This is a genomic window from Caballeronia choica (assembly GCF_001544535.1).
In the GTDB taxonomy this organism is placed as follows: Bacteria; Pseudomonadota; Gammaproteobacteria; order Burkholderiales; family Burkholderiaceae; genus Caballeronia; species Caballeronia choica.
Genome location: NZ_FCON02000019.1, coordinates 66,267 through 80,015, shown reverse-complemented (window position 1 = coordinate 80,015; position 13,749 = coordinate 66,267). Strand labels below are relative to the sequence as shown.

Genomic DNA, 13,749 nt, shown 5'->3' with positions numbered 1-13,749 from the left:
GGCTCGCCATGGACGAGCGGGCAGCGGCCGCAATCGTCTCCACCATGCTGCGTCCGGGCGCTTTGCGTGCTGCGCTTCGTTCTGTCGATGAAGTATGCCGCATTTGTGCAAAGCAGCAAAATACAATTTCGACACCGAACCGCGGCCGGCGGTTTCAAAAAAGTGACTTACTCCGGCGCAATCCATCGGCGTGCACGTCGGCCCCGATGGAAATAGAATTGCTATGGCAGATGATGGAGGATCAAATGAGTCTCAGGCTCCAAAGCGTCAGCATCGACAGGCAAGCGCAGCCTCAACGTGTTCTCGTCGCCCTCTCCAGTTCCAAAGGTGAAAGCATCAGCGTGCAGGTGCCGATCGAGTCGGCTCACGACATCGATAAACTAACGTTGCACGAAATCGAAAAGCTTGCCCTCGGCGAAGCGAAGAAACTCTTTAGTTGATCGACCGCTTGCGTTTGAACTTCAACGTGGCCGCTCAACGATGCAGGACTCGGTGTGCGGTCCCGCCGTCCGCATGGCCGGTGATGAACGGCAACCGCGTTGTCCGTCGAGACATCCAGCGGGGACCTACCCGCTCAAGCCGCCGCCTCCGCTTCCACGATATGCCGCGCGATCTTCGCGTTGACTTCGTCGGCGTGCGTGAGCGGCCCCATATGCCCCGCGCCCTCGACGATCGCAAGACGCGCCGCGGGAAGCAGCATCGGCAGCCTTTCTGCGATCGCGCGCGTCGGGACGGGCGCGTGCTGGCCGCGCATGATCAGCGCGGGCACCCGAACGCTGGCGTATGCGCTCGCGGGCGTGCGTTCGTCGAGCAGCGCGCGGAAGTCGAGCGGCGCCTTCGGCGCCCAGCGCGTGAGCGCGGCCTGCACTGAAGGCCGCAATGCTTCCCATGCGCCCCGCCCGCCCCAGTAATCAACGAACGAAGCCGCTGCGCCCCGATAGTCTCCGCAGCTCACGCCTTCGGCGGTGTGCTTCGAGATTGCGATGATCTCCGCGAGCGCGTGCGCTCCGTGCGCTCCCATCGTCTTTAGCAGATGAAACGCCGAGGGCTCGTAGAGCGTCAGGCTCGCGATGCGCTCCGGCCGCTCGACGGCCGCGCGCAATGCCACGCCGCCGCCATACGAGTGCCCGACGAGATGCACCTTGCCGCGCGAGGCGTCGATGATGCCGATGGTCCGCGCGGCTTCGTCGGCGAGTGTGAACGCGCGCTCTCCGCTCCACGGGCCCGTGCTGTCGCAGCCATAGTGCTCGGGCGCGACGAACGCGTGGCGCGAACCGAGCGCCTCGCCGAGCTTGCGCCATTGCGCCGCTCCCGAACCGGAGCAATGCAGGGCGATCACCGTCGATGGGGATGAGAGGCTTTGCGATGCGATAAGGCTAGTCATGTCGTTCATGGCACTCAGGGTTGGGCGCCCGGCTGCCGGAGCAGGGAAACTCTGCACGATGGGTGCGGCGCGGACGATTGGCGATGATCGGGACGCCGACGCGCATGCGGTCTGCGTCCGGCGTCGATGGCGGGTGCTGCTTGCCGCGTCAGCGGTCCGCCTCCATCGAACGCATGCGCCGTTCGAGCTCGCTCATGTCGACGGCGGACGCGAGGTAAGCGTCGCGACGGCTGTGTTCAGCGCGTTCGAGCGCCTTTTTCAGCAGCGAGAAAAGGTAGATGAACATGATGTCCTCCGGTCGATGACCTGTCCGAATGCATATCGGCAAGAGCGGGCGTCTTGCACCAAAGCATTTTGCTTAAGGGAAGCGTTTCGGAGCAGGCTGAAGACGGGCAGGGTCAGAAACTGCGTGATTCGTGCTGGTCTTTTGTGTTTGTTGTTGGCTCGTCGACGATGTCGTGGCCGTTGTTGTCATGACTGCGCCTGAGTGTCAGTATCCGCGCGCAAGCTGTCGTGGTGAATGACCAGGCGTCCAATTGTTTTGCGCGGGACGCCAGCCCTGATGAGCGCTTTCACGGAGACTCTTGCGAGCGCCCTCCGACGCAAGCATCCAGGGGCGGTTTATCTAAACGACGACTTCAATCGCCGCAGGATCGGCAGGTTGGATCATCGACCGGGAACCCGGTCTGCGTTCTCGTCGAGCACGAGCAGGTTGTCGTGCGAAAAGCCAAGCGCAACCGGCTGTCCGCGTTCCGGCAGAAACCGGTTCGGGTCGTTGAAGACGTCGAGCGAGATCACGGCATCCTTGACCCGCGCGCGGATGCGCACGACAGCGCCCAGGAAGCTGATTTCCTCCACGGTAGCGGCCAGCGAATTGCGGCCGCTCGCGGGCGGCTCCAGCACGATCGCCTCGGGGCGCAACGCGAGCAAACGCTCGCGGCCGGCATCGTCCGGCGGCAACGGGCGCGATGTCACGAGTTCCTGACCGTCCACGGCCAATCGTCCGGTGGCCGGATCGATCACGCGGCCTGCGAGGATATTGAGCGTACCCACGAACGATGCGACGAAGCGCGTACGCGGGAAGTTGTAGATGTCCAGCGGCGAACCCACCTGCTCGACGCGCCCTTCGTTCATCACGACGATGCGGTCCGAGATGGACAACGCCTCTTCCTGATCGTGCGTGACGAAGATCGACGTAATGCCGAGCTTGCGCTGCAGGGCCCGGATGTCTTCGCGCAGCGAGACGCGGATTTTTGCGTCGAGCGCGGATAGCGGCTCGTCGAGCAACAACACGCGCGGCTCGCTTGCGAGCGCGCGCCCCAGCGCCACGCGCTGCTGCTGGCCGCCCGACAACTGCCACGGATAACGCTCGGCGAGCTGCGGCAGTTTGATCAGGTCGAGCATGTCCGCGACGCGCGCTTCCATCTCCCGCTGCGGGCGCTTCGCGACCTTCAGCGCGAAGCCGATGTTCTGCGCGACCGTCATGTTCGGAAACAGGGCATACGACTGGAACACCATGCCGACTGCGCGTTCGCGCGTGCGCAGGTGCGTCACGTTTCGGCCGTCGAGGTGGATCGTGCCGCGTGTGGGCGCCTCGAATCCGGCGATCATGCGCAGCACGGTGGTCTTTCCGCACCCCGACGGACCGAGAAACGTGATGAACTCGCCGCGCTCGATCGTCATGTCGAAGTGATGCACCGCGACGTTCGGCCCGAATGCCTTGTGAAGCTTGTCGATCTCGAGGAATGCCATGCGTCGCGACCTCAACAACTCAAGTTTTCTGGCCGGCCAGCGCGCGCGCCGAGCCGAATACCTGGATCAAGCCCATCGACGCCCACGTGACGACGAACGCGATGATCGCGAGCGCCGAGGGTTCGTAGGCGCGGTTTGCGCCAATCAATTGCAAATACGGCCCGAACGCCGGGCGGTCCAGCAGGCTCGCGAAAGTGAATTCGCCGATCACGACCGCAAAGGTCAGGAACGCGCCCGACAGGATGCCCGAGCGCACGTTCGGAAAGATCACCTTGAAGAGGATCGTCGCGCGGCCCGCGCCCAGGCATTCGGCCGCCTCGGTGAGCGAGCGGATGTCCACCGCGCGCATGCCCGCATCGACGGCGCGATACATGTAGGGCAGCGAAAGCGTGACGTAGCCGGCCACCAGCAGCAGGTCGGTCGCCCGCTCGTTGCCGGTGAGCGGCAGGATCGAACTGCTGTTATAGATGCGCAGGTATCCGAACACGATGACGATCGCGGGAATCACGAGCGGCAGTAACGTGATGAACTCAACCATCGGGCGCAGCCTCGGCAAGCGCAACTGCACCCAATACGCCGTGGGCACGACCAGCAGCACGCCGATCACGATCGTCAACAGTCCCATCAGCACCGAATAGCCGAACGACGCCTGAAAGTGCGGATCGCCGAGCACGACGCGATAAGCGTCGAAGCTGTACGCATCGCGGCGCATCCGCAGGCTGAACTCGAAGGTTGCAATCAGCGGAACCAGGAAATACAGCGTGCCGACGACCATCGCGACCCACGCGCCCGTGCGCGATTGCGTTTTCATCGGCGGCCCCTTTCGGCTCGCGCGCGCAGCCAGATATAGCCGCCGTTCGATACTCCCGTGACCACGATCATGCCGAGCGCGAGCGCATAACCGAGATTCTGGTTGTGCAGCACGTCGCCGCGAATCTGCGCGTACAGCAAGATCGTCACGATGTTCAGCGAACTGCCGGTCAGTGCGTAGGCCGTGGCGACCGCGCCGAACGCGTTGGCGAACAAGAGCAGCGCAGCGCCCAGCACGCTTGGCCACAACACCGGCAACGCGACATAGCGCCAGTACTGCCCGGCCGTGCCGCCGAGGCAATCGCAGGCTTCGCGCCACTCGCGCTTCAGGCCGTCGAGCGCCGGCGTGATGATGAGCACCATCAACGGGATCTGGAAATACAGGTACGTGAGCGTCAGCCCAAAGAAGCTGAGGATGCTGAAGCCGGTGGAATAGAGATTGAAGCCGAGGTATTTCCTCGCCAGCACCGTGACGAGGCCCACGCGCCCCAACGTGCAAATGAAGGCGAACGCGAGCGGCACGCCCGCGAAGTTCGACGCAACGCCTGAAAAGGTCAACAGCGTCGGCCGGATCCAGCCGGGCAAGCGGCCCTGCACGGCCGCCCAGGCGAGCAGCGAGCCGAACAGCGCCCCGAACGCAGCAGACGCCGCACTCACCTTCACGCTGATCCAGTAGGCGTCGAGCACGCCCGGCTGGAACAGCTCGCGGAAGTTGGCGAGCGTGAAGTGTCCTTGCGCATCCTGGAACGCGCCGACCATCAGGAACGCCGTGGGCATCAGCAGGAACAGCAACGCAAACGCAAAGAACGGCAACACGCCGAGCCAGGTGAGCCAGCTCGCGCCGCCGCCCGCGCGTGCGGGCGCGGACGGCGGCAGCGGCGCGGCCGGCGCCAGCAGGTCCGGCGCGCTTGCGCCTGGCCGCGGAGAGACGTTCATCGCAACGTTCTCGTGGGCCGGGCTACTTCACGTTCGCACCGACGACCTGATCCCAGCTTTTGGTCACGACGTCCTTGGTGGCGTTCTGTTGATCGAGCGTCGGGAAGACCGCATTCTTGTAAGCCGATGCGGGCGGCAGTTTGTCGAGCAACGCCTGCGGCACCTTCTTCTGCGAAACGAGTTCGTTATAGCGTATCGGATGACAGTAGCCGGCGAGCCAGCCAATTTGCCCTTCGTCGGAATAGAGGAACTCCATCCACAGCTTCGCGGCATTCGGATGCGGCGCGTAAGCGCTGATCGCCTGCACATACACGCCCGCCACCACGCCCGTCTTCGGCACGACGACCTGCACCTTGGGATTGCCTTTGAGCGTGTCGCGATCGGCGAGCGCGTTGTAGTCCCAACGCACGACGATCGGCGTCGTGCCTTGCGCCAGCGACGCGGCCTTGCCGATCACCGGCACGAAATTGCCGCTTTTGTTCAGATCGGCGAAGAACTTGAGGCCCGCCTGATCGGCCTTGCTCGCATCGCCTTTGCTTTGCGAGAGGCCCGCCGCATAGACGGCCTGAATGGCCTGATTCGCGGAGCGTGGATCGCCGGCAAGCGACACCGCGTTTTTATAGTCCGACTTGAGCAGATCGCCCCAATCCGCCGGCACCTTGTCGATCATGTCGGCGTTGACTTCGAGCGCAAGCACGCCGTAATAATCGCCATACCAGTAGCCTTCCGCGTCCTTGGATTCAGCCGGGATCGCATTCCACGTGGCAACCTTATACGGCTGCAACAGCCCTTCCTTTTTTGCGGCGGGCCCGAACGACAGGCCCACGTCGATCACGTCGGGCGCTTGCGGCCCCTTGTTTCCCTTGTTCGCCTTGATCGCTTCGATCTCGTCGCCTGATCCTGCGTCCGGATTGAGTTCGTTGACGTGGATGCCGTATTTCTTCTGGAAAGCGGCGATCAGGGCGCCGTAACCGCACCAGTCGTGCGGCAATGCGATCGTGGTGAGTTGGCCTTCCTGTTTGGCGGCGGCGACCAGCGCGTCGGGCGGCGCTGCCGATGCAGTGTCGACTCCGCCTGCGGCCATGCCGGCCGCCACGGAGATGCTGAGAACACTGCCTACTCCGATACGCTTCATCGTCATTGCTGTCCCATGTCGAAAGGTACTGCGTTGAGGATATCCGCCGATTGCCGATGCAGGCTAAAGTCAATTACCCGGATTTGCAAGCCGTAAAAAAATGGGGGCCGGTGACGCCGCTCGCCCCGGTTTCAACGTTCGTTTGAACTCGCCGAAAGCAACTGCCGGTGGCGTGCTTCGGTCGCATCGTCGGCGGGGAACATGCACTCCAGCCGTAACTCCTGCGCGGCGACAGTCGTGGGCGTTCCCACGCTCGTGACCATCGAAAAGTAACGAAGCACGACGCCTTCCCTGACGAAACCGAGCGGAATGACCGGCATCGCGGACGGCGCGTTATACGCTTTCCAGTCGCGCGGCACATCGGGATAGTCGAGCAGTTCATCGAGCAAGCGCGTTGTGTTGTCGTCAATCACGTGGCCGACCGTTTCGCGATACACCCGTTGCAACAGGCTTCGCGAGACGTTGTCCCAATCGGACACGAACGGGCGCATCCCATTGGGATCAAAGATCAGATGGAGCATATTGCGCGGGCCTTCGCGGGAAGCCATGTCGATGAACTGGTTGAAGAAGCGCGGTGCCGCGTCGTTGGTCATCAGGACGTTCCAGTGGCGGTCCATGACGATCGCCGGAAACGGCTCGTGCTGGCGAACGACCCGCTCGAGCGCGCGGATGACACTATGCATCTCCTGGGCGTTCCACGGCGCCTCCGAATACAGGGGCGCGTAGCCAGCGGCCAGCAACAGTGCATTTCGCTCCCGCAGCGGCACGTCGAGCGTCTGCGCGAGGATCATCAGCGTGTCTCGTCCCGGCACACTGCGTCCGCTCTCGATAAAGCTGATCTGGCGCTGCGAGACGCCGGCCTCTAGCGACAGATCGAGCTGGCTCACGCCACGCACGTCACGCCAGTAGCGCAATAATTCCCCAAGTTCGCTACGTGGCGCCTTTGGATCGGGACGAGTGACGGTCATTGGATTGAAGCGAATCAAGACGGATGACTGTAAGGCGCTCAAATTGCCGGCGCATGCCAGACGAATTCCTCGAACTGCGCTTCGAGCGCCGGATGCGTAACGCTGCCGGTGTAGTTCGTGATGGTCGACGCCGCGACCACTGCAATGACTTCGAGGATCTGCTCGGCGCTGAACCCAGCATCGAAGAAGCGCCGCTGTTCCTGAACACCCACGCGGCCGCGCTTTTCGATCAGCGTGCGCGCGAGCGCCGACAACGCGGCCAGTTTGGGCTCGGCCGGCTCGCTGCCCTGGCGGATTGCGTCGACATCCGCGGGATGCACGCGCTCCTTCAGCGCGAGTGCGGTGTGAAATGCAACCGGCCACTCGCTCGCGTTGGTGACCGCATTGGTCAGCAACAGCGTCTGAATCTGCGGCTCGGTCAGGCTGCTCGCATGCACGCGCTCGAACAGGCCGATGAAGCCATTGATCAGCACAGGCGAAGCGGCCATCGCACCCGCGATGTTCGGGATCAGGCCGAACGTCTGCTGGAGTTGGCGAAGCACAGGCTTCGATTGCGCGGGGGCGGATTCGATCGTATGTACGGGATAGCTGGACATGATATCTCCTTGGCGATGAGCGCTACGGATGGGTAGCGCGACAGCCAGAGAGTAGGACCAGTCGATTCGTGCGCCAATTACATCGGATGTAATCGCCGCACGGAGGACTTGCCATCCGCAACGGCAGACAATCGCGGGCCGGTTCAAGCTCGTCGACTTCATCATGGTCGATGCCGATTACCCGGCGCCTACGGGTTTTTCCTGATCCCAACCCGAGTCGATACCGGCGCGGCACAATCGTCGTGAGAGTATGTCCAACTTCTCCAATGAAAAGGCGAGCACACATGACTACCGGAACCGTCCATCTCCATCGCGTCCTGCGCGCGACTCCCGAACGCATCTATCGCGCGTTCCTCGAACCGGATGCCATAGCGAAGTGGCTTCCTCCCTACGGATTCACCTGTCAGGTCCACCACATGGATGCCCGCGTCGGCGGAACGCACAAGATGTCCTTCCGCAACTTCAACACCGGCAACAGCCACTCGTTCGGCGGCGAATACGTGGAACTGGTGCCGTTCGAGAAGATTCGTTACTTCGACCGATTCGACGACCCGAACCTGCCCGGGCAGATGCACGTCACCATTTCATTGCGGCAGGTGTCCTGCGGAACCGAGCTCACCATCGTGCAGGAGGGCGTGCCGGAGGTCATTCCGGTGGAGATGTGCTACCTCGGCTGGCAGGAGTCGCTGGTCCAACTAGCAAGGTTGGTCGAGCCCGAAATCCCCGACTGACGCCGTCTGGGCCGCCGGCGGCGTCGTGGCCGAACCCGGCCGCGCGAAGTCACCTTCCGGCCGCCCTTACTAAAGACCGCCTGATCCGGCAGGCGTCCCGGATCTTCGCGCTCGCGACGGCGGTTCAGGTCGGCAAGTTTGCAACGATGGCACGCATGCGCGCTTTACCTTTCCCGCGCTGTCGCGAAGCCGGTTGCGATCGCTCCGACGCGCCGACTTCCGCGCTGTTTCAGCGCTTCATCGCGCGCCGCTATCCGCCAGTGCCGCACCGATTTGCGTAACGTCGCTCTGCCATCGCTTGCAAAAGCCTTCCATCGCGACGAGGACCCTGCCTGGTTGTTGTTCGACATGCGCGCGCAACGACGCAACCGCATCGTAGAAGATCGGATCAACCGAATACCGACCACGAAAATCGATCAGTTGGCCGCGTTCCAGCAGGCTGGCGGCCAGCCCGATGCGCGGAAAGCAGATCAGGCTTGGCACCTCTGAAACGCGAGTGATCCACAGGTAACGCCAGCGATGCCCGGGCGTTCGACCGGCAGGCAGCAGCTCCACGCTGGTCGTCGCCCGGCCACGTTCGATCAGGAAGCGGTACGCGTCAAGGACTCGCTCCGTCTCATTGCCGGCAATGAGCACGTAATGTTCGACCGACGTAACCGGGTGAGTCCCATCCCTCAAAAGCTTGCCAGCGTCGTATTCGAGACCGACGAGCTTCATCAATCGCGACAGGACATGCTCATCCAGCGCCGCCTCTCCGGCGATGTAGGAATCAAGCGCATGAATTGGCATGCCGACCCGTTTCGCAACCGCCAGTAGCGGTTCGGGCCAGCAGCCAAGCAAGGCACGAACGACCTCGTAACAAGCATGTTCGTTCACGATTGCCTCCTCAGTCACGAAAACGCATCGTCATGAGAAACCGGCCTGCTCCGACGAAACTGTGTTCACAAGCTTACATCGCAATGGCGCACTTTGTACTGAACGCCCTCCTCGCCTCGTGCGCGTCGCCCAGATCAGGACGGCGCCCGGCTTCGTCATTTAACACCTGTTGTCGCCTTCGGCGGCATGGCCCTACCGGAGATATCATACGCATGCCGGATGCAGCAGTTCCACGACAAGGATCGCGTCTTGACTTGATGGATTCCGCCATGAGCAAAGACTCTTCAGTCAATCCCAACGAGTTGTCGCCGGGCGGCAGTCGCTACCATCAGGTGTATCCCGCGCTGGCCGAGAGTCAACTGACAATATTGGACAGGTACGGCGAGCGACGCAAGCTCAAGACCAACGACATCCTCTATTCCGAAGGCGACCGGCACACCGGGATGTTTGCCATTCTCAGCGGAACGATCGAGGCATCCAGAGAGACCGTTCAGGGCACCCGGGTACTCGGCACACATGGCCCCGGCACGTTCACCGGGGAAGTCGGCACGCTCGCCGGACGCGCTGCGGCCGCGACGACACGCGCCGTTTCCGAATGTGAGGTCATCGTCATCGACGAGGAATCACTTCGCGCGCTCGTGATCGCCGAAGCGGATTTGAGCGAAACCATCATGCGCGCCTATATCCTGCGCCGGGTCGCTTTCATCCAGGGCCAGCACGTGGGCCTGATCGTGATTGGCAGTACGTCCTCGGCCCCTACCCTGCGCCTGCGCCATTTCCTGAGCCGCAATGCTCAACCCTCGGCCTACTTCGATATCGTCGAGCACGCCGAGACAAAGGAACTCCTCACACGCTATGGCGCAGTGGAAACCGACATTCCTATCGTGATCACGTTTCAAGGCATCGTGCTGAGGCAACCTGACCACAGGGCCGTCGCGGATGCAATCGGCCTGAGTCCGGACAGGCTCAATGGCGAGCGCTTCGACCTGGTCGTGGTCGGCGCGGGACCCGCGGGACTTGCGGCCGCGGTTTATGCAGCGTCAGAAGGATTGAAGGTGGCGGTTCTGGATGCCAAGGCACCCGGGGGCCAGGCGGGCACCAGTTCGAAGATCGAAAATTACTTTGGTTTTCCGACCGGCATATCGGGGCAGGCGCTCGCTGGCCGCGGCCTGTCCCAATGTCGCAAGTTTGGCGCCGAGGTCGGCGTGCCCATCGAGGCGCTGAAGCTCGACTGCACGAACGCCGAATCGTTTCATATCGGACTCGATCATGATGAAGGCGTTTACGCGCGCGCCGTCGTCATCGCCACCGGCGCGCGATACCGGAAGCCGGACCTTCCTCGCCTCGAGGATTTCGAGGGTCGCGGGATCTACTACAGCGCGACATTCATGGAGGGCGCCTTCTGCAACAACCAGGAGTTGGTCGTGGTCGGCGGCGGAAATTCGGCCGGCCAGGCTGCGGTATTCCTTGCACGGTTCGCGCGTCATGTCCACGTCGTGATTCGCGGCGACGGACTCAGTGCGAGCATGTCGACGTACCTGATCAGACGGATCAACGCGACGTCCAACATCACGCTTCACACAAGGACGCAGATCGTCGAGTTATGCGGCGAGTCGAAACTGGAAGCGATACGGTGGGACCGGCAAGGGCAGATCGAACACAAGCCCATCCAGCACATTTTCCTTTTTCTTGGCGCCCAGCCCAACACGCGGTGGCTTGGCGATTGCGTCGCCCTGGACAAGGATGGCTTTGTGCTGACAGGTGCGAGTACGGGCGACAAGTGGACAGCAGAGCGCCCGCCGCATGATCTCGAGACCAGCCGGGCCGGCGTGTTTTCAGCCGGCGATGCGCGGAGTGGCTCAGTCAAGAGAGTGGCCGCTGCCGTGGGAGAAGGGGCCGCTGCGATTCAGGCAGTTCACCAATATCTTGCTCTGCGCGGGTGAGATCCCTCTCTATCGAACGTCCCGGCGATATTCCCCTTGCAGACGACGTTCAGCATCCGATTCGGCTACCGAATGGATTCGTCATTCTTCCCGATCGAAGGCACTGATCCGCTCGGCCATCGAAAACCTTTCCGTCGCAGCGCGTCGCCCAAGTGACTGACAGCCATACCGGGCAAACCCGCGATTGCTAATTTTCTTACAGTTGCGATGAAGGGCGACCATTACTCTTGGGTCACTCAATCCCTTTGGCGACGGATACCCACATGTCAGACATTGCCGCACTACCGAGCACACGCTCGTCGACCGATCTCGAAAGGATGTACCAGAAGGTGACTCGAAGAGTCGTTCCCTTGCTCTTTATCTGTTATGTGCTGGCCTACCTCGATCGTATCAACATCGGCTATGCGCAGCTGCAGATGAGAACCGACCTCAATTTTTCGGATGCCATATACGGTTTGGGCGCCAGCATGTTTTTCGTTGGATATGTGCTCTTTGAAGTGCCCAGCAACATGCTCCTCAAGAAAGTCGGAGCACGTAAAACGATGCTTCGCATCATGCTGTGCTGGGGCGCCGTTTCAATGAGCACGATGTTCGTAACGAGCCCGCTCGAATTCTATGTGGCGAGGTTCTTCCTGGGTGTGTTCGAAGCGGGCTTCTTTCCCGGTATCCTCTTTTACCTGACTCTCTGGTTTCCGGCTGACCGCCGGGCTCGCATCGTTGCGTTCTTCATGGCCGCCACCGTCACGGCGGGCTTGATCTCGGGTCCCGTTTCAAGCTTCATCCTGCAAAACCTTGACGGCGTTCACGGCTTGCGAGGGTGGCAATGGATGTTCCTGCTGGAAGGCTTGCCCACTGTGCTTTTCGGCATCGTGCTGTATCTATGGCTGGATGATCTGCCCTCCAGCGCGAGATGGCTCTCCGCCACGGAGAAAGAGGCAATCGCGCGCGATCTCGCGGAAAAATCCCATGGCGTTCCGGCGGAAACCGCTTCGCACCGTACAGCGTTTCGCGACAGGGCTGTCTACAGGCTCTCGGCACTCTACTTCGCGATGAGCTGCGCCGCTTATGCACTGAGCTTCTGGATGCCGTCGATGATCGAACGGGCGGGAAGCGTCAGCCTGCAACGAATCGGGACGCTCTCTCTCATTCCCTATGCGTGCGGAGTCGTGGCGATGATTTGGTACAGCCGCCACTCCGACAGGACGCGGGAACGTCGATGGCACTTCGCGTTCGCCGTGCTGCTTTCTGCCGCAGCGCTCTCTCTCTGCAGCTGGACGGAAGGAATGCTGTGGACCTCTGTCGCCCTCATTTCCGTGTCCCTGGCGGCGGTGATCTCTTCGTTCCCGGTCTTCTGGGCAGTCGCCACTTCGGTTCTTCGCAAGGAGTCGGCGGCTGTCGGCATCGCAATCGTTACAAGTCTGGGCGCTGTTTCCGGAATCATCTGTCCGTATGCGATTGGTCTCATCAAGACTTCAACCGGAAGCCTCGACTACGGACTCTACGCCTGCTCCGGTCTCCTGATACTGGCCAGTGTCGTCATGCTTCGCATGAAAACCGATTAAAGCAGATAGCGTCGCTTCGCTTTTAGCGAGATGTGAGACATCCATGAGCGCCAAAGGCAGTAGTCCGGCGACTTATCGTAATGCCATCACGTTTGCCCTTCGGAACGACGAGACATGACACACAGTACAGACGCATGGAAAGCCAAGGGTGAGTACTTTACCCACCGCGGCCATAAAATCTTCTGGCGTCAGGAGGGGCGGGAGGATGCACCGGTTCTGCTTCTGATCCACGGCTTTCCCACGGCCTCGTGGGACTGGCAACACGTTTGGCCGGATTTGCTCAAGCGCTATAGATTGCTCACGCTCGACATGATCGGCTTCGGGTACTCGGACAAGCCGCGCGATTACACGTACTCGATCATCGACCAGGCCGATATATACGACCGGCTCCTGGCGATGCTTGGCGTCACCGAATTCCATATCCTGGCACATGACTACGGCGACTCAGTGGCGCAAGAACTGCTTGCTCGCGATATCGAACGTTCCGACAGGCCGAAGCTTGAAAGTGTCTGTCTCCTCAACGGCGGCCTCTTCCCTGAAACCCACCGGCGTGTGCGTATTCAGTCGCTCCTGCTCTCGCCGATCGGGCCGCTTGTATCGTTCCTGACGAGCAAGAAAAAGCTCTCGCAAAACATGACTGCCGTTTTCGGGAAAGCGTATCCGCCGGACTTGGAAACGCTCGATTCGATGTGGGACCTGTTGCGTGCACAGCATGGCGAGCGAATCATGCATAAGCTGATCAACTACATCCCCGAACGCATCGAGCATCGCGAACGATGGGTAGGTGCTCTCCAGACGACGGACGTTCCACTGAAGCTGATTGTCGGCCCGGTAGATCCGATCTCCGGTAGCCATATGGTCCACCGCTATCGCGAACTGGTGCCACGTTCAGACGTCTCGGAATTGCCCGGTGTCGGACACTATCCGCAAGTCGAGGCACCGCGCGGCGTGTTGAACTGTTACTTCGAGTTCCGTGATCGATTGGCAACCGTGTTCGTGACCCCGCAGACTGAGCGAATGTAATGAACGTCTCCGCCTGAGTTGAACCAATCGCTC

14 protein-coding genes are annotated in these 13,749 nt (G+C 61.6%); 5 read left to right on the top strand and 9 right to left on the bottom strand.

All coding sequences use genetic code 11. The annotated features are described in order from the left end of the window. Positions 1–8: 8 nt before the first annotated feature. Positions 9–440, top strand: a complete 432-nt coding sequence (locus AWB68_RS46430; protein WP_160109999.1) for a hypothetical protein — start codon at positions 9–11, stop codon at positions 438–440. Positions 441–574: 134 nt separating this feature from the next. Here AWB68_RS46430 and AWB68_RS11610 read toward each other — a convergent pair whose 3' ends face one another. The 8 genes from AWB68_RS11610 to AWB68_RS11575 form a co-directional block, all read right to left on the bottom strand. Next, the gene (locus AWB68_RS11610; RefSeq protein ID WP_087644504.1) at positions 575–1,384 is read right to left on the bottom strand and encodes an alpha/beta fold hydrolase; all 810 of its coding nucleotides are present in this window, start codon (positions 1,382–1,384) and stop codon (positions 575–577) included. Positions 1,385–1,532: 148 nt separating this feature from the next. Then, positions 1,533–1,670 (bottom strand): DUF3563 family protein, encoded by a 138-nt coding sequence (locus tag AWB68_RS11605; protein WP_087644489.1) that lies wholly within the window; start codon positions 1,668–1,670, stop codon positions 1,533–1,535. A gap of 380 nt (positions 1,671–2,050) precedes the next feature. Beyond that, positions 2,051–3,136 (bottom strand): ABC transporter ATP-binding protein, encoded by a 1,086-nt coding sequence (locus AWB68_RS11600; protein ID WP_087644488.1) that lies wholly within the window; start codon positions 3,134–3,136, stop codon positions 2,051–2,053. 19 nt (positions 3,137–3,155) lie between these two features. Beyond that, positions 3,156–3,947, bottom strand: coding sequence for an ABC transporter permease (locus AWB68_RS11595; protein WP_087644487.1), 792 nt, complete (start codon positions 3,945–3,947; stop codon positions 3,156–3,158). Beyond that, positions 3,944–4,882 (bottom strand): ABC transporter permease, encoded by a 939-nt coding sequence (locus AWB68_RS11590; protein WP_087644486.1) that lies wholly within the window; start codon positions 4,880–4,882, stop codon positions 3,944–3,946. The genes AWB68_RS11595 and AWB68_RS11590 overlap by 4 nt, the downstream gene beginning before the upstream one ends. 22 nt (positions 4,883–4,904) lie before the next feature. Further along, positions 4,905–6,023: an ABC transporter substrate-binding protein gene (locus tag AWB68_RS11585; RefSeq protein ID WP_087644485.1), complete on the bottom strand. Its 1,119-nt coding sequence runs from the start codon at positions 6,021–6,023 to the stop codon at positions 4,905–4,907. 125 nt (positions 6,024–6,148) lie between these two features. Further along, a complete protein-coding gene (locus AWB68_RS11580; RefSeq protein ID WP_087644484.1) occupies positions 6,149–6,985 on the bottom strand; it encodes a helix-turn-helix transcriptional regulator in 837 nt (278 codons plus the stop codon). A gap of 38 nt (positions 6,986–7,023) precedes the next feature. After that, positions 7,024–7,581, bottom strand: a complete 558-nt coding sequence (locus AWB68_RS11575; protein ID WP_087644483.1) for a carboxymuconolactone decarboxylase family protein — start codon at positions 7,579–7,581, stop codon at positions 7,024–7,026. Between the two features lie 284 nt (positions 7,582–7,865). Here AWB68_RS11575 and AWB68_RS11570 point away from each other — a divergent pair, with 284 nt between their 5' ends. Next, positions 7,866–8,312, top strand: coding sequence for an SRPBCC family protein (locus tag AWB68_RS11570; RefSeq protein WP_087644482.1), 447 nt, complete (start codon positions 7,866–7,868; stop codon positions 8,310–8,312). A gap of 237 nt (positions 8,313–8,549) precedes the next feature. On the opposite strand, the gene AWB68_RS11565 is transcribed toward AWB68_RS11570, so the two are convergent. Next, a complete protein-coding gene (locus tag AWB68_RS11565) occupies positions 8,550–9,188 on the bottom strand; it encodes a hypothetical protein (protein ID WP_087644481.1) in 639 nt (212 codons plus the stop codon). Between the two features lie 269 nt (positions 9,189–9,457). On the opposite strand from AWB68_RS11565, the gene AWB68_RS11560 reads away from it, so the two are divergent. The 3 genes from AWB68_RS11560 (at position 9,458) to AWB68_RS11550 (ending at position 13,716) form a co-directional block, all read left to right on the top strand. Further along, complete coding sequence (locus AWB68_RS11560; RefSeq protein ID WP_087644480.1) at positions 9,458–11,131, top strand: FAD-dependent oxidoreductase; 1,674 nt, start codon at positions 9,458–9,460, stop codon at positions 11,129–11,131. Between the two features lie 263 nt (positions 11,132–11,394). After that, complete coding sequence (locus AWB68_RS11555; protein ID WP_087644479.1) at positions 11,395–12,693, top strand: MFS transporter; 1,299 nt, start codon at positions 11,395–11,397, stop codon at positions 12,691–12,693. A gap of 114 nt (positions 12,694–12,807) precedes the next feature. Next, positions 12,808–13,716 (top strand): alpha/beta fold hydrolase, encoded by a 909-nt coding sequence (locus AWB68_RS11550; RefSeq protein ID WP_087644478.1) that lies wholly within the window; start codon positions 12,808–12,810, stop codon positions 13,714–13,716. The last annotated feature ends 33 nt before the right edge of the window (positions 13,717–13,749 follow it).